The sequence below is a fragment of the Luteimonas kalidii genome, assembly GCF_029887935.1.
Classification (GTDB): domain Bacteria; phylum Pseudomonadota; class Gammaproteobacteria; order Xanthomonadales; family Xanthomonadaceae; genus Luteimonas; species Luteimonas kalidii.
In genome coordinates this window covers 433,876-453,971 of the sequence record NZ_JARXRO010000020.1, presented here as the reverse complement: position 1 = coordinate 453,971, position 20,096 = coordinate 433,876, and the positions used below count along the sequence as shown (strand labels likewise).

The following is a 20,096-nucleotide window of genomic DNA, read 5'->3' as shown; positions in this document are numbered from 1 at the left end:
GCAACCGAAATCGTACCCGCGGTGGAAATAGCAGACATAAGCGAAATGGTGCTCGCATTAGGTATTTGTTGATCCCATCACGATACAAATTAATCGCCTGCATTCCGCGATAATTGCACGTGCCCCGCAGCATCGCTATTCACCAGCGCAGTCAACCAACGCTCTGGCTCCGACTGATTATTGCCCCTGGCTATCGACGGTAGCACATCGGGTAGTGACACGCCTAAAGCGGCATAGGCATCGAGGACATCAGCCAATAACGTCCATTCGAATAACGTCTCGCGCTCGTCCTCCAGCCGGGCTTTCCACCACGCTGTAGCCGGCGTGTGCGCGATGTGCCCACCCGCGAGTTCATCGCCGGTGGCAGTCTCCAGAATGTCGTAAGCCCCGCGATACCATTCGGTCTTCCCGGCCGCGACGCCGGGCACCGTAATCGGCTGCACCGCGTTCCAGTCGCGCAGCTGCCGGTGCAGTTCCGTTTCGCGGGCCTGCGCTTCCCGCCGCGAGTCGAACTCGACCAGCAGGCTGCGCGAGAGATCGAAGAACTCGTAGTAGCGCCGCGAGAACGCCTGCGCCCGCGCCAGCGGATCGTGCGAGATCCCGAGTTTGAGCTGATCCTCGTAGGCCAGCGGAAGCACATAGAGATAGCAGGTCCGGGACCTCATCTTCGTTTTCCTGAACAGCGGCGCCTCGCGCATCGGCGGCTCCGTGACGGCTGAACCGACTTGCGCCGGGGTCGATTGTTCCGATGCAACCAGTTGATTACACAACTGTCTCCGCAGGTGAGACCGCGGCCGGATTCGCTGTTGTTGGCGATCCTGCCCGTAAGGTGTAAAGATTTTCACCCATGAGCCTCACCCCACGCCAGCAGCAGGTCCTGAACCACCTGCGCCAGCAGATCGACGCCACCGGCCTGCCCCCGACCATCCACGAGCTGATGGAGGCCTTCGGCTGGGCCAGCCCCAACGCTGCGGCCAAGCACCTTGACGCCTTGATCGGCGCCGGCGCCATCGAGATGGCGGCGAACAAGGCGCGCACCATCCAGCTCGTCGGCACCCGCAAACGTCCCGACACCCTGGAACTGCCGCTGGTCGGCCGGGTCGCTGCCGGGGAGCCGATCCTGTCCGAGGGGCTGGTCGAACGCATCGTTGCGGTCGACCGCTGGATGTTCCGCCCCAAGCCGGATTTCCTGTTGCGGGTCGAGGGCGACTCGATGATCGACGACGGCGTCCTCGACGGCGACCTCGTCGCCGGCAAGGCCACGCCCGATGCCGAGCATGGCCAGACCGTGATCGCACGCGTCGGCGAAGGCATAACCATCAAGCGCCTGTACCGGCGCGGCCGCGTGCTGCGCCTTCTTCCCCGCAATCCTGCGCACGTTCCGATCGACCCCGATCCCACCGAGGATTTCGCGATCGAAGGGGTCTACTGCGGGCTGCTGAGGCGACCCTGATGGGGCAGGACTGCTCATGCATGCTATACGCAGATAACGTACACTTTGGACGCCGGTTCGCCTGGCAGACATTAAGGACCAAGAGGTCGATTCCTGGTCCTGCGGCAGCCAAATGACCGAGTGCACTGCACCTGGGTGCTGAGTGAAGGTGCGTGGGCCAGTCGATGAAAGATGGACAACATGACGAGTCAGACAGGGAGCGATCGGAATGACCAGTCGAAACAGTCTCCGCAAGCCGCCGGATGTGCGCGGACCAAAGCATCAGGACAAGGTCACGTGGCGTTCGCACAAGGTGTATTTGGCGAAGTTGCCGGAGCTCAGTGCCGATGAACTCATTCAGATTCGGGAGAGTCTGAAGATGTCGCGCCACGTGTTCGCGAACTATCTGCGAACCAATATCAGAACCCTGGAGAACTGGGAGCAGGGGCGGGCCAGGCCTAACGCGCAGGCCACGGCGTTGATCCATCTGGTGCGCAAACACCCTGAGACAGTGAAGCACCTGGCTGCGCTCACCTAAGAGCGCAACTGGAATTGGTACTGGCAGTGCATTGCGGCTCCGTCTCTGAATCTACTGCCCATATCTTCACCAAACAAAGTAAGAGTTAGATGAAAAACGACGTTCTGACACAAGTGCAGCATCGCATTCAATCGGAGAGCATCAGCCTTCAGGAGGCTGCGGCAGCGATTGGAATTGGCACATCCGCGCTCATGCGCCATCTGGCTGGGGAATATGTGCGTAGTGATTCGCTGGCAAAATACCGCTTGTGGCTTAGTGGTGCTGGCCGGCAAAGCCGCCCGATCCAACTGGTCAGGACCTTCCCGAATGCTGAGTCGTCGCACAGCTCTAGACTGCCGAGGAGCTTGACCCAGTCCGGGCACACACTGCCGCGTCCACGTTATGTCGTGGACCTGTTCTGCGGTTGTGGAGGTATGTCATTGGGGTTCGAACGTTCCGATGCTGGCCAGGTCTACCGCATTGCGATGGCATTGGATATCGAGGATGCCATGGTGCGGGTATTCAACGACAACCACCCTTCCCCGTCCGGTGTTCTGCCGATAGCAAGGCATGAAGACATCACCGACTTCATGAACGAGGCCGAGATACAGGCCTACTACCTGGATCATATTGCACGGTCGTCCGGCGACGAGGATCTGATTGCGCAATTGCAGAAGGTCGGGATTCCCGGTTTGAGGAAACGCCTGCACGACCTGGATAGCGCGTTTCTCACTAGCTTGGCCTCATACAGGAGCCAGCCGGAGTATCTGGAAGAAACCAGAGCCATGGGGTCTGCTGTTCTGGGACAAACATCAGTTGCCGGCTTCCACAGCGCCACAAAACTGCCCACCACAGGAAGTGCTTATCCGAGGGTGGGACCTCTCATCTGGCATCATGATGGCGATGATTCAGACGCGCGCGATGCTCCATCCGGGCAAGTGGACAACGGTGCGCTTCGCGCTTGCCGAACCCGGGCACGCAAACTCTGGGATGCGGAAGTCAGCAAGCTGACTGCCAGGGCGGACGGGGCGGGTCGGGGCCAATTGGCATCTGCGGCAGAGCGGATCAGGAAATTCCAGCAGTTTCTTGATACAGGTCCGATGCAGCGGATAAAGCGTCTGTGGCTAGACTGGCGCGCATCACGGGAAGAAGCGCGTATGACCTTCTTCGGCGATGCCGAGGTGCAATCCGAGCTGAGATCGATCTATGAGAACGGACATCAGGTCTCAGTACTCCTAGGAGGCCCGCCCTGCCAAGGCTTCAGCCGTATCGGTCGCGGCAAGATCCGCAGCCTGCGTGAGCAGGGCGTACATGTTCATGAGGATGAGGATTCGGTAGACAGCCGGAACCAGCTCATGCATCAGTACGTGCTGTTTGTAGCGGCGCTGTCTCCGGAGGTGTTCCTGTTTGAGAACGTCAAACACTTCCAGGCCGTGGTGAAATCGGAAGGCATCGAATTCGATGCAGCCGACATCCTGGCGGAGGCGATCGAAGCGGTCTCAGCGCGCGGTCTCCACTACGATATCGCGCGACGCATTGTCGTTGCATCGGAACATGCGGTCCCACAGAACCGGGAGCGCTTTGTGATGGCTGGCATCCGGGGGGATGTCGCTGCTTCACTGTCCGACATCGATGCCGCATCCTGGGTGCTCTCCCTTGAAAAGCGCCTACCTGTTCCACTGTCGGTTGCGCTGGAGGGATTGCCTACCCCTGATTTCGAAAGCCAGGGATCGGGGATCCGTGTCCGGAGCGAAGATGATGGACAACCCGGAAACGGTCCGATCGAGTCGGCGGAGGCAGTCTTCAGAAACTGGACGTTCAGGGGCACTTCGGTTGATGCGCATATCGCCCGTCCACCGCGGCCTGATGACGAAGCATTCTTCGCCCTCATGGGTCCCGGAAAGCGGTGGATGGACTATCGCTGTGACGATGCGCCGACGCTGCAACGTATCAACGACGTTCTTGTGTCGCTGCGTAAGACATTGGCTTCCACTCCAGGACTCTCCAAGAAAATGGGAGTGTCATTGAGGGAGGTGAGCAGTCTTTCAATGATGACTGACGGCTCATTGAGTCTGCGGTTGCTGCTGGAGGGGATTGCGCCGCATCCCGGAGAACTCCAACATCATCTGTTGGCGGAAAACTACCTGAAGAAGCGCGGGGGAGCGCATGGAGACTGGCTTTCACGCATGGATCCCGCGCAGCCTTCCAAGACCATCGTCAGCCATATGGCCAAGGATACCTACGCCTATGTGCATCCGTTTCTGCCGCGTACGCTTTCTGTCCGTGAGGCAGCCCGTGTCCAATCCTTTCCGGACGACTACCGATTCGGAAGCGTAGGTCTGGTGGATGGATTCCGTGTGGTAGGCAATGCGGTTCCACCTCTCCTCAGTCAGCAGTTCGCCGAGCGGGTGACGTCAGTCCTGTCTCTCGTGGATGCCTCAAGGGAAGCCGCAACGGAAGATGGAGCCAGGAGAGTTGCTGTCTCCTGAGGGAAGCTCCATGCCGCGGCAACAGTCGCTTAGCCGTAGCGCCAACATGGCGCGCATCCGGGGCCGCGATACGGGCCCCGAGCTTCTGCTGCGCAAGGGGCTGTGGCATCGCGGGCTTCGATTCCGACTCAATCTGCGGGTGGAAGGGACAAGGCCGGATATCGTCTTTCTCTCGCGCAAGCTCGCGATCTTTCTGGATGGATGCTTCTGGCACGGATGCCCCGCGCACTATGTGAGGCCGAGATCAAGAACGGAGTTCTGGAATGAAAAGCTCAGGGCCAATACCGCACGTGATCGCATTCAGACCATGCAGCTACTTGAGAAGGGCTGGAGTGTCTTGCGGATATGGGAACATGACGTCAGCCATGGTCTTCCTGCGGTCGTTGAGGCTGTGATCCACGCCTATCACAATCCGCCGGTCTCATTTGGCTATCGGCACGTGGTGGTCAGGGTCGAGACTCAGGGCGAGGGCGATACGACCGAACGCTGGCACATCGAGGAGCTCATGAACCGAACCGACGGTCATTCCGAGCTCCGTACGCGCAGACCAAGACGACTGACGCCCTAGCTTTCCAAGATGCGCAAGACCGGATCGGAAAATACCGCAAATGCACTATCACGCACCTTACGGTCGCGGTTTATCAGACCTTCGATGTCCACACCCACCAGATGGATATGTCTTTCGGTTTCAGGAATCTGATAGGACTTAATCCAACCCGGCGTCATCCAGTTGGCTCGCGGTATGAAGACGAAGGCATTCCGGACGCCGTACCTCGCCAGGTATGCGTTCACTTGGTAGAGATCCTCGCGTTTGACCCCATGCGCCCGCCCCGATTCTGTGGCGCGTTTCCACTTCGCATCACCCACTGCAACAAGTCCGAATGCGCTGTCGAAGAGATAGTCGGGCTTCAGTCGCACAATGCCGCTCTTGTCCCGCGGATCCTCCAGAAGGAACAGAGGAGCGCTCCGATGGCTTGCGCGGATACCACTATGCTGAAATGCACCTCCCAGGATCTTGCGCATCATCCGTTCAAACAGATGCTGCAGTGGGAACAGCATCGAGAAGGCGTCACTGCCACCTGAAAACGTTGGGTCTGGAGATTGCCCGGCCAGAAGAAGACGTCCGACCGATATCGATTTCTCCCAGTGGGATTCGCGGCGCGCAAGCATCACCGAATCAAGCTGTTCATAGCTGGGCATCCTGTCCCCGATGCCGGAGAATTGCCCAAGAACGGTTGCCAGCGACTGTCTATTGGAGCTGCTTCGGGTCAGCCGGTAGAGGATCTGTGCGATTGCTTTTATGCACTGCGCCAGCTCGTTGTCGGTGATGAGTGGCGAATGACGCATCGGAAGACGCGCCCTTTCACTTGGCAGCCGGATCGACAGGCTTGAAAAATCGATCCGACCTCTGATGGTGGACAGATCCTCCTGCCTTCTCTCGTATCTTCTTGGCACACCCTCTCGCAGTGCGGACAGCATCTCCAAAGCAACCTCGGAGATCATGGCCTCCAATGGATCGGAGAAGGATGGTCGGACTTCTGCCGAGCCTGTGTGCGGTCGGCTCAGATACCCTGCTGCATGCAGCATGTTCAGCAGGAATTCCTTGTCCCGATCCGGCTCCGCTGTATCCAGCTTTGGCAGGACGTTGACTCTCAGCCGTCCGACTTGGACGCAGCCCACAACCTCAGCTGCATGGAGCCTACCCTTCTTCCAGCGGAAGGCCGGGAATGGTGCTTCTTCAGTGGCGCGTATCAGCCTGTGTCCCGCGGCATGCCTGTCCATCCCCTGCGGGATCGGAATCTCCATGCCTTCCCAGGTGGTCAATACAGGCACTGGCTGCTCCGAAGGCTAGTTTCCGGCAGCAAGCGCCGACGCGAATTCCCTGAATCGATCCGAATCCCAATCCGGGGAGGCAGGGTCCCACCATTGGGAGAACGTTCCTGATTTCAGTTCCGAGTACTCGTACTCGTCGGGCAGTCGCGCCAGGAACTGGGGATCGGAGGGAGGGCGGTCGAACAGGGAGATTATGCTCCCGCTCTCACTCCTCGCTTCTCCGGCTATCGCGCGGATCTTGCTCAGATCATCGTGAAAATACTCTGCCAGCGTAGGCATGATGCTCGAGCGCAGCACATGGGCGAGCGAGCGCAGCTTCCCGTCCGGTGCCGCTCCCCAGCCATGTGCCTCCTGCACAGCAGCCAAGGTACGTTCCATCAGGAAGGAATGTCCGAACTCGCGTCCGTTGCCGAGCAGCATGCTGACACGGGTGTTGATCCGGTCAAGCAGTGATCGGACGTCGACGCCATCATGATTGTCGGGCACAAGACCGGAGTCCGCGGTGACGAGCTCGAATTCGAAACGGCGCCTCATGGCAAAGTCGAGTGCAGTCAACGATCGGTCAACCGTATTCATAGTGCCGATGACGGAGACATTGGCAGGTACGGTGAACAGCGTCTTCGAGTAGGGCAGCAGGATCCTCTTCTCATCCGGCATTCCCTGACGCTTGTCGGCCTCCAGCAATGTCAGCAGTTCGCCGAAGACCCGGGAAGGCTCCGCCCGGTTGATCTCGTCGAGCACGATCACCACCGGACTTCCTGCAGCAGGACCCTTCTTCTTCAGCTCGGCCAGTCGTCTGACCACCGATCCTACATGGGACGAATTGCTGATATCCGACGAGGAGAACATGCCGGTGCGCGCGGCAATGATCTTCCTGATGACCGACCCCTGCCGCTTGGTAGCCGTTTCACTTCCCGTCGGCGGAGGCACATCGCTGTCTGTCGGGTCAATACCGTAGTCAGCAAGCTTCAGAATCGTCTTGCCGGGGATGGAGAAGATCTGGGCCGGGAATCCCTTCTCGAGAATCCGGTTGACGACATAGCGCGGAACGTACTTGTCTATCGAGGATGCCACTTCGTCGGCCCTGTTGGGCGTCACCCTGACAATCCACCCGCCGGCATCCTTGTCCACGACAACACCCGCAGGTCGCCCGGAAGCATCCTTGAGCTGCTCTCCGATCTGCAGGTCGGTCTCAAACCGGGCACGCAGACAGAGTGTCTTGAACGGCCCGTCGACGACGCGGTAGGCGAGCTGACCGCTGTCGTCAACGACAGGGCGGTAGCCCTCGACAAAATCCTCATAGGAGTAGCTGGGATGGAATGTGATCCACAGGATCCTGCCGTCCGCCACCAGGCTGGTGTGGAGCCTGCCGATCGCGGCATCCGGGTCGGCCTGCTTCAACGCCTTGGCGTAGCCCGACGGATCGACGGCCAGCACCGCTTCCCTGCTGGCTCGCCAGGTCTTGCCGGTGCCCGGCGGCCCGTACAGGATCTTCATCGTCGGGCCCGTGGTGTTTGTCTTCATGTCCTACAGCTCCTCAGCAACCAGCAGCGCTCCGATGGGTGCTGCAATCCATGGCATCCGGCACCAGCGCCATAAGGCGTCCTACTCATACTTCTGACGCTGCTTCTCCGCAGAGACGGATGGATCGTTCAGATGCTCTATGAGTTCGCTCAATATGATCAGGTCGCAGTGCTTGGCGCCGGTTTCGATGTCGTAGAGGACATGCGTGATGCCGTGGTATTGACGCTGGTCTGAGTTCTCGGGTATGAGCAGCGAGGTGATTCCGTATCGTTCGACGTAGAGATCCCCTGTTTCCCAGGCGATGCAGAGATCGATATCCTTGATGTTCTTGCTCTGGCTGTCGAAGTCCTCCACCAGGCCATCGAGGCTGAACTTGTATTCCAGCACGCGAGGAGGTGTGACCTTCCCCTGTAGCGCCGTCACCACTTCGCTGGACACCCCCAGAGGGTTCTCTTCCGGATCGTGGATAAAGAGCTCGGGATTCAGATCGAAGGAGATCCTGAACAGTCCGTCATAGATGAAACGCTCGTTCGTCGACATGACATTGAGGCCGCGTACAACGCCGCCGGCAACGAGTTGATGGAACAGGGCGATCACATCCTGCTCCCGTGTCGGAACAGACGTGATGGAAACCCGTTCGATCGGCAGGAAGAAGTGCTTGTTTGCAAGCTGCAGTGGCTGCTTGGCTTCATGATCAAGCATCTCGTTCTTCCAGTCGCTGATCGCAATCTCCCGGGCCAGATCCGGCGATGCGCCAGAGTTGGCTTTCATGGATCCATGGAACTTCGCGATCTGGGTTTCCAGCAGCTTCTGGGAGACACTCTTTGCGAAGTCGGAAAGCTCACGATGGAAGCCCTTCCTCCCCAGGTCGGGCGTGTAGTTGTCGAAATGGACGAGGAAATGGACCTGATTCTGACGTCCTGTGTATCGCTTGAGCGGGACGAGGATCGGTTCTCCCTGCGGCATGTTGTTTGCAGCAAGCTGGATCCCGGTATGCAGAACCCGGTATCCGCCGCCCCGTAGATGGAGTGAATCATTGAAGCTCTGCCAGAGTTTGGTCGTGTAGCCGTACTCGACACTTATTGTCGGAGTGTGCTTCGCAAGTACCTCGAGCTCCTCCTCATCGAGCTGGCTGCCCAGGAGATGGCCGATTTCCTCAGCTGTCCATGTCTCATGGATGAAGTCCAGATTCCTGTATCTGTCGGGCAACCTGCGACCCGTACCATACTTTTCGAACAGTGCCTTGGAAGCCGCGGCGAGTTCCTTGATGGACACGCTCTTCGTCGTAGATCCGTGCAGCCAGAGATAGGACGTGCCGACAGTCTCGGATCTGGTCTCCTCGCCTTTCGATATCACGACAATGCAGACGCTGATCGAGGTGTCTCGGGACACCGATCCGAGCCCGGTCTTGATCGAAAGGATCCTATGCCAACGCTCGGCGGTATTGGTCTTGATCCAATCGAGACGCTTGGGGTGGCTTGTCTCGTCGAAGCGGACGGTGACAGAGACCCCTCTGTCGTAGGCGTCAAACGCCTCATCCAGCTGTTTCGAGTCATCCGGTTCGACCTTCGGGTTTCCACCGGAGGCATTGCTTCTCAGCCAGTTCCTGGCGCCTATGATCCTTCCGGATGCCGCAAAGCCAGGGGTCTTCGTCGAAATGCGCATGTAGTTGAAGCCATACGCAACGTAGGTGGCACCGACGCCCTTGTGGCCACGGGTCTTGCCGGACTTGAATGAGAAGTTGGGGGCGAGGAACTGCTCGAACTTGTCCTTGTCCAGGCCGATCCCATTGTCGGTGACTGTCAGTGAATTGTGGTCAAGATCGATACGGATCCTGACGGCAGGCGTGTAGTTCGCCTCCGTTCCCGCAGCTGATTCGGCGATTACGCGCGCCTCGACTGCGTCTAACGCATTCTGGATCAGCTCGCAGAAGGGATCGTACCAGCCCACATACGAGCTCAGGATGTTATCTATCTCCCGCTTGAGTGCTCCCAACGCGGCGTCATTGACCTTGGTGTTCTTGAATTCCAAGGGATCGAAAGGTGTGAATGTCACGCGTTGTCTCCAGCCGATCGGCTTCAAGCGTTAAGGGCTTGCTTCCTCTGCCCCGACTCATCGGTGCCTGACTAGCTTAACCCCTGGGCCTGCCCGGAAGGAAAGCTGCCCCATGTGCTCCAGGGGCCTGAAACCGGGACGACGCTGCTTGCGGGACGGTGGCGGGGCCCGCCCCCAATTCCTCTCTGCTGCACGAACCGGCCGATCATTCGAAGATCGTGGCGGTGCATCGACGCTTGAAGAAGATCGCCCTCCCTTCGTGTCGGTATCCGACGAACACCTCGCCGGGACCGGCGTGATGAATCCGCTCCCCGAGCCGCTGCACGCACCCATCGTTGCTGTACATCTCGAATGTGTAGACAAACCAGCCGGCCACGGAATTCAGATGTGACTCGTAGGGTTCATGCTGTTTCTTCCATCCGGATATGATCAAGGAAAACAGAGTGATTGCAGCCAGCAGACGCGTCATCATCTGAATATATTCACGATCGACCTTACGGTCGGGCTGACGTAGCGCCTGCCATATCGACACTGTTCCGGAAGCCAGAATCAGCACGGAGGCAACGATGAACAGCAGCACCGTCAACAGCAGAATGACATGGCCTGCGGTCAGGGGAGCCAGAAAGGCGACGGTATAAGGAAACTCGCTGGGCGGGAATCCCGTCGCCTGGTTGATGATGACCGACGACATTCCCATCGACAATGCGCCGATCATCGTTGCCACCAGCGCGGCCAGGATCTTCCCTGGGCGCGTAGCCATCCCCTTGTTGGCCAGGTGATAGCCTTCCAACAGGATTCCTGAGGCCAGCAGAAGTGTGCCGATTATGAAGATCGTCAGATGCAGATCCCAGTAGGTCAGTCGGATCACTGTGCACGCGAGTGAAATGAGAATGACAATCCCGCCTCCGGAGTAGAGGCGCATTGGCCAGCGTTGGCTTTCCCACCATCCGGCCAGGTTCGACCAGCGACGTAGGCCCCAGGCGCTGATTCTTAGAAGGACGTTGATCATCGAGTTGGGTTGTTCTCTATCTGAGATGGAAGCGGGGTAAGGCGAAGACAGCCGCCCCCCCTCTATCCCGGTGGACACGCGCACCTATGCAGCGGGCGCGGAGAGTCGCGGGTTCACTGCCATAGCGGCACGGTTTTCCACCCCCCCCGCCGCAGCCCCGTTTGCGACCTATGCTGCCATTTCGACCGGCGTTGCACACAATAGTCGTCCAAGAGGTCACCGGAGGGATCCCGCGGCAAGAAAATGTCATCTAAGGCCGGCGCATCGCAAACTTCTGCACTTTAAGGCCGACCCTTTCCCCCGACCACGGCAGGTTTTGCGTCTGGACGAACGATTCTTTCCTTGCAGACAGGGACCCGGGACGGACAGGGAAGCCGGCCGGTACGCGACTCGCGGATCCACGAGTATCGCCAGCACGCATGGCGCGTCGAGCGCAGGAAAAAGCTGATCGAGGCCGAGGGGCAGGCCCGGCTCGAGGTGGAACGGGAGGAACGCGCGCGCCTGCACCGCCTGGAGAATTCGCGCATTGAGAAGCTGCTGCATGAATCCATGTCGCTGCGGCTCGCCGACGACATCCGCAGCTACGTCGAAGCCGTCAACACCCGCAACAGCACGGACACCGACCCTGTGCCGGAAGAGCAGATGGCCGAGTGGTCGCAGTGGGCGCGCGCGCAGGCCGATCGCATCGACCCGGTGCGCACGGGCGCATTCCTGCAGCCGCCCCCCGACCCGGAGAAAGAGGAAGAAGCCTCCGCGTGTTCCACGCGCGCGCCTCCGTCGCCGGCAAGCCCCGGCCCGTCTGCGCCACTTGCATGGCATCCCAATCGTTGGTACACGCGTCTGCATCGATGAGTCGCCTGCAAACTGCGCTTCTTCGCCATGGAGTATCGTGGATTGAGCTTACTGGATGGCTGTGATTCCCCGGCCATCGTGAAATCAGGACAAATACAGCATGGGTGAATTGGATCTTCCTGCGCAGTTCGGTCGAAAGGCGGACGATATGATTCTTTCTGTTGAAGAAGGACGGGCCGCGCACAAGGCAGGCAATATCAAGGCGAGCGGAGGTCCTCTCGAAACCCGGTTTCGTCAGCTTCTTGCAGAAAGCCTGCCATCCACCAACAAAGTTGCGAGCGGCTACTTCTATGGCGCGAACTCGCGCTGCAGCCCGGAGATCGACGTGCTCGTGTACGAAGACAAGGAGGCCTTCCGGCTGGACCCCGCGCCCCAGGATCAACACTACATTCCCCACACCAGCGTCTCGGTCATGGGGCAAGTCAAGAACTCCGCAGCTGATCTATCCGCAGGAATCGGACAGGTCCAGAAATCGCTGAAGTCATGGCATGAGATGCGAAACGAGATCGTAGTTTCGGGCGGCGCGCCAGGCACCCCCGTGCAAGAGGTGCCGCTGACCTTTGTGGTGTGCGGCGAATGCAAGGAGGCAGATTTGAAGAAGCTCGGGACGACCCTCAGAGATAAGGGTGGACCGTTCGTCGACTACATCCTACTGCTCGATCAAGGGGCAATCGTGGCGGGCAATCTTGATTTTCTTGTCAACGACGATCCGGTCGTCGGATTCCTTCAGTACCGAAACGTGAACTCGTGGCATCTCTGCAAGCCCGACGGCGACGGTGCCCATCCGTTGGGTACTGCTTTGCTGTGGTTCTACTTTGCACTGGTATCCAAGCTAAGCCTGGATCAGGGCAACAATCTGCGCTACCACGCGTTCTGCGAGCAGATCTCCCGGTTGTACCCCCTGCGCCCAATCCAGAAGTTGCTTTGATGCCAGGTGACGGGACGGTGCAGGGAGACGCGGTCCTGCTCATGCCGACCGTCTGTCGTCCGCTGTCGGACGAGGAAGAGGATCAGCTATGGCCGAGGGCCGGTGTGCCGCCCGCCTCCGGTGCTCGCAGCCTGGGGTGAAAAACCCCGGAGAACGTGATCGAGGACTGCGTGGACCACTCGCCCTCGGGGTCGAGCGTCAATGCCGCCTCGAAGTGGCAACGCTGAACCAGTTCCATGCTTGCCGTCGGACCATCGATCGCGATGTTGATGAAGTGGGCGTCGTAGTCGCCGGCCTTCGCGAGATAGTCCGCTTCGGGCACTTCCACCGTCCACACGACCGACAGCAGATCGAAGGCGCAGGACGCGGTGAGCGTACCGTCCTCATCCTCCCACACAGACAGGAGATCGAGATCCTCCAGCCCCTCGAAATCCTCGACCGAAAACGCTCGGATCGGTGCCAGGCACTCCGCGGGCACGCCGGACGCCGCCAGGAAGCCGCGCACCGACGCCAGCGCCAGTTCCTCCAGGTAGACCAGCGCGGCATCGGCCGCAGCCTTTTCCATTTCGGACAGCCAGCATTCCTGAAACTCCTCCAACTGCGCATCGTCAAGAAACCTGCCGCTAGGCCGCGACGACACCATGGAAGTGAGCTCGACCGAGACAGCCATCAGTTCGGCCTCGGCTTTGGACAGGGTGATCGTGGCGTCGCCGCGCCTGCTCCGCTTGATCTGCCCCTTGAGCTTCACCAGTCCGAGCTGCTGCGCCGCAAACAGGTCGATATCGCCCCGACCCGCGAGCAGGGGCAGCGTGCTGTGAACTTCCAGGCGAAGCAACTCCCAGATCAGGGTGACATAGGATGGCCCACCCTCGATCGAGGAGGACACAATGCCCACCAGGTCTCCGTCGGCATTCACTACCGGCCCACCGCTCATGCCTCCCTTTGTATCCATAGCGACCTCTATGCACGCGGACGGCATACGCTCGCCGCGGCCTTGGGGGAACACCGCCGTCACCAATCCGGAGGTCACCAGTGGGGAAATCAGCGCCACTGCGTCCTGCAGTGCACCGTGGCGGTAGCCGAATGCCCACAGACGCTCGCCGATCAGCGGTAGGCCGACTTGGAGCGGCGCCAGTGTCAGCGGATGATGCTCGTGCGCGTCAGAGTTCAGAGTGCAGCTCAACAGCGTGACGTCCGAGACGATCCGGCGGTCAGACCCGAAAGCGCTCGGCCCCGACGCTGTCGACCTGTCGCGCGGAAGCCAGGCTCGCGTCCCATCGGGCAAGAACGTCAGCAGCAGCGGGGGAGCGCTTCTCGCGGCGAACTCATCCAGCACATGGGTGGCCACTACTGCCAGCCCGGGACCGATCATGACTCCGCTGCCCAAGACTGTGGGCCCCTCTTCTTCCAGCAGGACGAGGGCGGCCAGCCCATCCCCCGCCTCGTGCATCGACCCCATGGCTCCGATCCCGTCCTGGTCGGAGTAGATGGCGGTGGCCCAGGACCGCCGCAGCGTCGTCAGTGCCAGATTATCTTCCGTGATGCGGACTGCAGGCATCGATGCTCATCGCTGAGAGGGCAAATCGGGAAACGCGGGGTGCCGACACATCGTCGATAGCGGCGCCCAGAGGTGGGCGCTGACGGCCGTAGGCAACCCGTTGGGCGTGGCACGGGCCGCTTCGTCCGCCCTTCGTTCGTAAAGAGCCTCGAAGTGCCGGTACAGCACGTCTATGTCGTCCGGAACCGTCACGGCCAAGATATTGGCCAAGGTCTGGATGCCCACGAACACGTATTTGCACGAGCTGAGGATCAGATGGTCGAGATCCTCGTCCTCCGGGCCGATGCGTACCGCTTCGAGCCGGTCGCCATCTGTGACCAGAAGGTGGTCGAGCGACTTCGGCGAGAAATGCAGCGCCTCGGAGGCAATGACGAAGCGGCCGAACAGCAGATGCGCCACCCCCCCGGTCTGTGCCCAGTCGAACGTCTTGATATCCCGTGCCCTGCGCCCATGCGTGTTCCGGAACCCTTCCAGCCAGACATGGCCTGCCGCAATCCGCTCTCGCAGCTCCTCGTCCGGAGGCTCCCGGGGAATGTCCGGCCCCCAATCGCTGCGGAAGCTCAGGATGTCCTCAAGCAGCTTATTTGTGTTCAGGACGTCCTGGGCGAGGTAGTCGTGGAGCAGATCCGGCTTCCCGGCGAGTGCCGTGATGCGCGCCAGCGCTTCCATCAGGGTTCTCTGGTGGCCTATCGCTTCGGTGTAGAAGCCGTTGACGGCGAGCAGACACAGCGACCGGAGCCCAGAAATCTGGCGGATGAGCAGGCAGGCGGGGATGAGCCGATTCGGATCGTTCTCGTGGATGTCCAAGCCGGCGATGAAACCTTCACCCATCGTAGCCAGCGTGCACGCGATATCGAGCGATTCCGTATGCCGCGCGAGCATCAGTTCGACGCAGCCACCGCGGCCATTGACCGGATCTGGATGAGGAACGGAAATACGCAGCATCTTTCCATACCGTGTCGGCGTTCCTCTGCATTGTTACAGCAATATGTTTCCGGATGCGCGGACAATCTTCGTGCGCGGCGCCTGGCTTCCATGTCGGCCAATCCGTCAGCCGAACAACCGACCCACCCGATCGGTTCCTTCGTTTCTGTCGGAGAACAGCAGGCGTCTTCCCGGAAGACCGCTTCTGGCCGGAGCATGTCAGGTCAGTCCGAGCGGACAGCTCATGGAGCCCGCAATCGCCTCCGATGCTGCTATGACCGACACGGCCATCCCAGATCCCAAAAACCACGCAGGCGGTGTGTCTCTGCCGTCCGGCAGGTCGTATCCATGTGACACAAATCGAGGCCGTCGGAGTGGATCTCGTGTGCAATGAGTGTGCTCAAATTGCACACGAGGCCTTGTAACTAACTGAAAGTAAATAACTTTCCGCCCGTTCCATCATCGGAGCGACGGAGAGGCGGATGGAAGCAGCATCGGGCGCAATGGCGACAGGCGGCCGTCCGTCCTGGGTGATGCTGGTGATGTCGTCGGCGGTGGTCACGGGTCCATTGTCGCGCGCGACCGCGATCGCGTCGAACACGCGCCCGCAACGCCTTCACCGCCGGGCTGAGCCCGGCGCGTCAGTCGTTGGACGTGCGCGCCTGCAGCAGGCCGGTCAGCGCGGCGGCGGACATCGGCCGGTGGTACACGTAGCCCTGGATGGTGACGCAGCCCCAGCGCGCCAGGTGCCGGACGTCGTCCATCGTCTCCACGCCCTCGGCGACCACGTGCTTGCCGAGTTCGCGCGCCAGGCCGATGGTCGCCCGCACGATCGCCGACATCGGCGTATGACCGTCGCCGATGCCGATCACGAACGAGCGGTCGATCTTCAGCGTGTCGAACGGCAGCGCCGCCAGGTAGGCGAGCGAGGAATAGCCGGTGCCGAAATCGTCGATCGCGACCGTGGTGCCGAGCGACCGCACACGGCCAAGCTGGTGCTCCGCGGCCTCGCGGTCCTGCACCAGCGCGGTTTCGGTGATCTCCAGCTCGAGCAGTGCAGGCGCGATGCCGGCCGCCTCGATCGCACGCCGTACGGTCTCGGCCAGCCGTCGCGAACGCAGCTGGTGGCCGGAGACGTTCACCGACACCTGGGGCAGACGCAGCCCCGCCGCGTTCCACTGCGCCAGCTGTGCGCACGCCTTGCGCAGCACGAGCGCGCCGAGGTCGTCGATCAGGCCGGTGTCCTCGGCCAGCGCGATGAAGGTCGACGGCGGGACCGGGCCTGATTGCGGGTGGGTCCAGCGCGCCAGCGCCTCCGCGCCCGCGATCGAGCCGTCGCGGCTGTCCACGCGTGGCTGGTAATGCACCTCGATCGCGCCCGCGGCGATCGCGTCGCGCAGGTCATTTTCCATCCTCAGCCTGGCGTGCGCGGCGGCATCCATGTCCGGCTCGAACACCCGCAGCCCGCGCCCACCCGCACGCTTGCCCTGGTACATCGCCAGGTCGGCGTTGCGGATCAGGGTGCTGGCGTCGCGACCGTGTGCGGGATACAGCGCGATGCCGGCACTGAAGGTCTGCAGGAATTCGCGGCCGCCGGCCTGGACCGGTCGCGACAGGCCGCCGGTGACGCGCTGCATCGCGTGCTCGGCCTCGCCGGCGCTGCCGGCGCCGAACAGGATCAGGCAGAACTCGTCGCCGCCGAAGCGGCCGACGAAGTCGCCTGCCGACAGGCTGTCGCGAATGCAGCGGCTGACGCCGACCAGCAGCTCGTCGCCCGAGCCGTGGCCCAGGCCGTCGTTGATCGACTTGAACCGGTCCAGGTCGAGGAAGGCCACCGCGAACCTGGCGCCGTCGCGCGCGGCGTCCTCGATCGCCGCGGCCACGGCTTCGAAGGTCGCCAGGCGGTTGGGCAACTGGGTGAGCGAGTCGTGCCGCGCCTGGTAGACCAGCTGGCGGCGGCGCTCCTCGAACGCCAGCGCCACCGGGATCGACTCGGCCAGCTTCGCCGCCTGCGCCAGCGGCTGCTCCATCGCCACCGGTCGCGCCGCGTAGCCCAGCAGCACCCGCACCGGCCGCGACACGCTGGCCGGCACCAGGACGAACAGATCGCACACGCCTTCGCTTTTACAGGCCTCGCGCACCACGCCGGGATCGAGCGAGGCTACCGGCAACCACCGTCCCTGCGGCGATCCATCGATGTTGCCGCCGTCCCCGCAGCGGAGCTGCTCCATCGCCTCGCCCTCGCGCCGCAGCAGGTAGAGGGTCGCCGCGCCGGTCTGCTCCAGCGGCGGTACGACGATACAGACCAGCACGGGGCCGGCGACGTGGCGCAGGCGCCGCGCCACCAGATCCAGCAACTGGTCCAGCGACGCGCCGCCGAGCAGCAGCCGGTCGATGTCGGACAGGATGCGCAGGGTGTCGATCTGCCGCCCGATCCGCTGCTGCATGGCATCGAAGGTGCGCGTCAGCAGGCCGAACTCGTCCTCGCCCGCCTGCCGGGACACGTGCCCATGGCCGCCTTCGACGCGCTGGATCCGGCGCAGCAGATCCGATAGCGGCACCAGCACGCGCCGGATCTGCAGCGAGCTGAGCAGCAGGGCGAGCAGCAGCACCGCGGCCGCGGCCGGAACCACCACGCCGCGGTAATGCCGCAGCCCATGGCCGGCGCCGGCGACCGACACCGCGGTCCAGGGCGCCGAATCGAAGCCGGCCTTCAGGAACAGGTCCCAGTGTTCCGCCACCAGCCGGTCGCCCGCCTCGGTGCCGGGATGGCCGCCGCAGAACAGGCGCTCGCGGCCGGCATACAGGCAGATCCGCATGTCCTGGCTCATCTCGCCGGACAGGCCCCACAGGAAATCCGGCGCCAGCGTGCCGACGAGCAGGCGGTCGCCATCCGCGCGCACCAGGATCGGCACCGTGCCCGACCCCCGACGCTCGAGTCGAAGGCGGGCGTCTCCTGCCCCGAGCGTGGCAGGGTGCGCGACGCTGGCGTCCAGCGGTCGCACCTGCATGTCGCTGAAGTACAGCGCCAGCAACGGGTCCCCGCGTGCCCGCCCGACCTCGTCCGCATCGACTGTCGCCAGCGCGCCGCCGGCCAGCTGCAGCCGCTCGAACACGCCCAGCGCGTAGTTCTTGGCGCCGGTGCGCAGCACCTGGCGCCGCGACGACTCGGCATCCGCGGTCGCGGTGCGGTAGGTCATCCAGAACACCACCGAGGCTGGCACCAGGGCCGCCAGGCAGAACAGCACGAACAGGCGGCGGCCGAAGCGGCTGCCGAGGATGGCCGTGGACAGGCGCGGACCGGCCCCCATTGCGGCGCTCAGAAGTCTTCGGCCAGGCCGATGTAGGCGCCGTCGCGTGCGCGGATGATGTCGTCGACGCTGTCCTTCTGGCTGACCTGGGGTTTGAACACGCCGTTCCTGCCGGCGCTGAACAGGTCGTAGTCGGAATTGATGGGGTTCAGGCGGCGGTCCTTGCGCGCCTTGCCCTTGTTGCTCGTGTCCAGATTGGTGTAGTGGTACGGCCGCTCCCAGGGATCGAGGAAGCCGGCGCGGCCGATGTCGGCCAGCGACGCCGGCAGTGGCCCGCCGGGAAGTTGGCGGAAGCGCTGGATCTCGAGTTCCATGGCCGCGATGTCCGCGACGGCGGTGGCCACCCGCGCGCGTTCGATGTAGCCGGCAAACTGCGATTGCGCGATCGCCGCCAGGATCGCGACCACGGCCGTGGCGAAGATCAGCTCGATCAGGGTGAACCCGTCACCGGTCCGGTGCCGGCGGCGGGCGCCGCTCGACACGCCATCGCGACGCGCGCGCAGTCCGCGACTGCGCGATCCGCGGATGTCCGCCGTGACCGTCATCGTGCATGCCGCCTGCGTGAGTTGGGATAGAGGCGGATCTTCATCGGAGGCAGATATCGGCCGATCCGGCCCGCAGTTGAGGCGTGGGTCGGAAGTATCCGCCCTCGCCCGCTTCATGTTGCTGAATGCGCCGGCTCAGCGCGCGTCGCCGGCTGCAGGCTGCTGCTCTGGCTTGGGCCGCATGCACTGCCCCACGATCGCAGTCATGAGGATGCAGCTGTTGGTGACGATGAACACCCAGTTGTCGAGCAGCACGCTGTAGACGATGAAGCCCAGCGAGGCCAGGCTCTGGCCGATGAACAGCCAGCGCGAGACCCCCGCTCCGCTGCCGTCGGCGACCTGCTTGCGGATCTGCCGCACCAGGGTGGCCAGCAGGATGGCCGAGGCGGCCCAGCCGATGAGGTCGGGATTCATCGGGCAGGCTCCTGCGCCTGCCGCAGCGTCTCCGGCAGCTGGCCGTGGACGTGGGTGGCGGCGATGGCGGCATGGCCGACCGCGACCGAGATCTGGTTGAGCCCGCCCACGAGGTCGCCGATCGCGTACAGGCCCGGCACGCAGGTCTGCTGGTGGCGGTCGACGACCACCTCGCCGCTGCGCGTGCGTTCGACCTCCAGCCCGTCGAGCGGCAGCGAGGCATCCGAACCCAGGTAGCAGTACACCGTGTCCAGCGGGACCGCGTCGCCGGCGCGGTGCCAGTGGCAGCGGCGGCCGTCGAACCGCAGTTCACCGGCGCCCAGCCACTCGACGCCCGCCGCGCGTGCCGCCTCGCCTTCCGCGCCGCCGTCGTCGCCATCGGAGGGGAGCGCGGACACGCGCGGGGAGAACGTGCGCAGGAAACGTGCGTGCGACCCGATGTCGCGGCCGGCACCGTAGACGCCGATGACCAGGTCGCTGGCCTCGAACGCATCGCAGATCGGGCACAGCCGCAGCGCGCCGCAGGCCAGCGCATCCTCCGCCCACGGACCGGGCAGGCGGTCGCGCAGGCCGGTCGCCAGCAGTACGGCGCGCGCGCGCCACTCGCGGCCGTTCCCGGCGATCACGAAGCCTTCGGCGTCGCGCGCGATCCGATCCACCCGCACCTGCTCCACCGGCACCGACACCGCCGCCGCCTGCGCGCGC

General features: G+C 62.5%; 18 protein-coding genes. 6 read left to right on the top strand and 12 right to left on the bottom strand.

Annotated elements, in window-relative coordinates; translation table 11 throughout:
• Positions 1-89 precede the first annotated feature (89 nt).
• Entirely contained in the window at positions 90-698 is a 609-nt protein-coding gene (locus QFW81_RS15535; RefSeq protein ID WP_280580062.1) for a GIY-YIG nuclease family protein, read from the bottom strand.
• Between the two features lie 149 nt (positions 699-847).
• Here QFW81_RS15535 and lexA point away from each other — a divergent pair, with 149 nt between their 5' ends.
• The 4 genes from lexA to QFW81_RS15515 all read left to right on the top strand — a co-directional run bounded on the left by lexA (position 848) and on the right by QFW81_RS15515 (position 5,006).
• Positions 848-1,453 carry a transcriptional repressor LexA gene (gene lexA / locus QFW81_RS15530; RefSeq protein ID WP_280580061.1) on the top strand — a complete coding sequence of 202 codons (606 nt, stop codon included), beginning with the start codon at positions 848-850 and terminating at the stop codon, positions 1,451-1,453.
• A 208-nt stretch (positions 1,454-1,661) separates the two neighbouring features.
• Positions 1,662-1,970, top strand: coding sequence for a helix-turn-helix domain-containing protein (locus QFW81_RS15525; protein ID WP_280580059.1), 309 nt, complete (start codon positions 1,662-1,664; stop codon positions 1,968-1,970).
• 89 nt (positions 1,971-2,059) lie between these two features.
• Positions 2,060-4,438 (top strand): DNA cytosine methyltransferase, encoded by a 2,379-nt coding sequence (locus QFW81_RS15520; RefSeq protein ID WP_280580058.1) that lies wholly within the window; start codon positions 2,060-2,062, stop codon positions 4,436-4,438.
• Positions 4,439-4,448: 10 nt separating this feature from the next.
• Positions 4,449-5,006: a very short patch repair endonuclease gene (locus QFW81_RS15515; RefSeq protein WP_280580056.1), complete on the top strand. Its 558-nt coding sequence runs from the start codon at positions 4,449-4,451 to the stop codon at positions 5,004-5,006.
• On the opposite strand, the gene QFW81_RS15510 is transcribed toward QFW81_RS15515, so the two are convergent.
• The 4 genes from QFW81_RS15510 to QFW81_RS15495 form a co-directional block, all read right to left on the bottom strand.
• Positions 5,003-6,271: an McrC family protein gene (locus tag QFW81_RS15510; protein ID WP_280580055.1), complete on the bottom strand. Its 1,269-nt coding sequence runs from the start codon at positions 6,269-6,271 to the stop codon at positions 5,003-5,005. The genes QFW81_RS15515 and QFW81_RS15510 overlap by 4 nt on opposite strands.
• 15 nt (positions 6,272-6,286) lie before the next feature.
• Positions 6,287-7,795 (bottom strand): McrB family protein, encoded by a 1,509-nt coding sequence (locus tag QFW81_RS15505; protein ID WP_280580053.1) that lies wholly within the window; start codon positions 7,793-7,795, stop codon positions 6,287-6,289.
• An 81-nt stretch (positions 7,796-7,876) separates the two neighbouring features.
• Positions 7,877-9,850 (bottom strand): ATP-binding protein, encoded by a 1,974-nt coding sequence (locus tag QFW81_RS15500; protein WP_280580051.1) that lies wholly within the window; start codon positions 9,848-9,850, stop codon positions 7,877-7,879.
• A 205-nt stretch (positions 9,851-10,055) separates the two neighbouring features.
• Positions 10,056-10,859, bottom strand: a complete 804-nt coding sequence (locus QFW81_RS15495; RefSeq protein ID WP_280580049.1) for a hypothetical protein — start codon at positions 10,857-10,859, stop codon at positions 10,056-10,058.
• 342 nt (positions 10,860-11,201) lie between these two features.
• On the opposite strand from QFW81_RS15495, the gene QFW81_RS15490 reads away from it, so the two are divergent.
• Together QFW81_RS15490 and QFW81_RS15485 are read left to right on the top strand one after the other, a co-directional pair.
• On the top strand, positions 11,202-11,711 hold the full coding sequence (locus QFW81_RS15490; RefSeq protein ID WP_280580048.1) for a hypothetical protein: 510 nt from the start codon (positions 11,202-11,204) through the stop codon (positions 11,709-11,711).
• A gap of 100 nt (positions 11,712-11,811) precedes the next feature.
• A complete protein-coding gene (locus tag QFW81_RS15485; protein WP_280580047.1) occupies positions 11,812-12,639 on the top strand; it encodes a DUF6602 domain-containing protein in 828 nt (275 codons plus the stop codon).
• Positions 12,640-12,721: 82 nt separating this feature from the next.
• Here the strand turns inward: QFW81_RS15485 and QFW81_RS15480 are convergent, their stop codons facing one another.
• From QFW81_RS15480 to QFW81_RS15450, 7 genes are all read right to left on the bottom strand, one after another.
• Positions 12,722-14,197: a S1 family peptidase gene (locus QFW81_RS15480; RefSeq protein WP_280580044.1), complete on the bottom strand. Its 1,476-nt coding sequence runs from the start codon at positions 14,195-14,197 to the stop codon at positions 12,722-12,724.
• Between the two features lie 6 nt (positions 14,198-14,203).
• Positions 14,204-15,142 (bottom strand): DUF5677 domain-containing protein, encoded by a 939-nt coding sequence (locus tag QFW81_RS15475; RefSeq protein ID WP_280580043.1) that lies wholly within the window; start codon positions 15,140-15,142, stop codon positions 14,204-14,206.
• 379 nt (positions 15,143-15,521) lie between these two features.
• Positions 15,522-15,722, bottom strand: a complete 201-nt coding sequence (locus QFW81_RS15470) for a hypothetical protein (RefSeq protein ID WP_280580041.1) — start codon at positions 15,720-15,722, stop codon at positions 15,522-15,524.
• Between the two features lie 40 nt (positions 15,723-15,762).
• A complete protein-coding gene (locus tag QFW81_RS15465) occupies positions 15,763-18,432 on the bottom strand; it encodes a putative bifunctional diguanylate cyclase/phosphodiesterase (RefSeq protein ID WP_280580039.1) in 2,670 nt (889 codons plus the stop codon).
• Between the two features lie 8 nt (positions 18,433-18,440).
• Positions 18,441-18,977 carry a prepilin-type N-terminal cleavage/methylation domain-containing protein gene (locus tag QFW81_RS15460; protein ID WP_280580037.1) on the bottom strand — a complete coding sequence of 179 codons (537 nt, stop codon included), beginning with the start codon at positions 18,975-18,977 and terminating at the stop codon, positions 18,441-18,443.
• Between the two features lie 135 nt (positions 18,978-19,112).
• On the bottom strand, positions 19,113-19,391 hold the full coding sequence (locus tag QFW81_RS15455) for a hypothetical protein (RefSeq protein WP_280580035.1): 279 nt from the start codon (positions 19,389-19,391) through the stop codon (positions 19,113-19,115).
• Positions 19,388-20,096 (bottom strand): NAD(P)/FAD-dependent oxidoreductase (locus QFW81_RS15450; protein ID WP_280580034.1); only part of this gene is annotated, 709 nt, incomplete at its 5' end. The genes QFW81_RS15450 and QFW81_RS15455, both read right to left, overlap by 4 nt.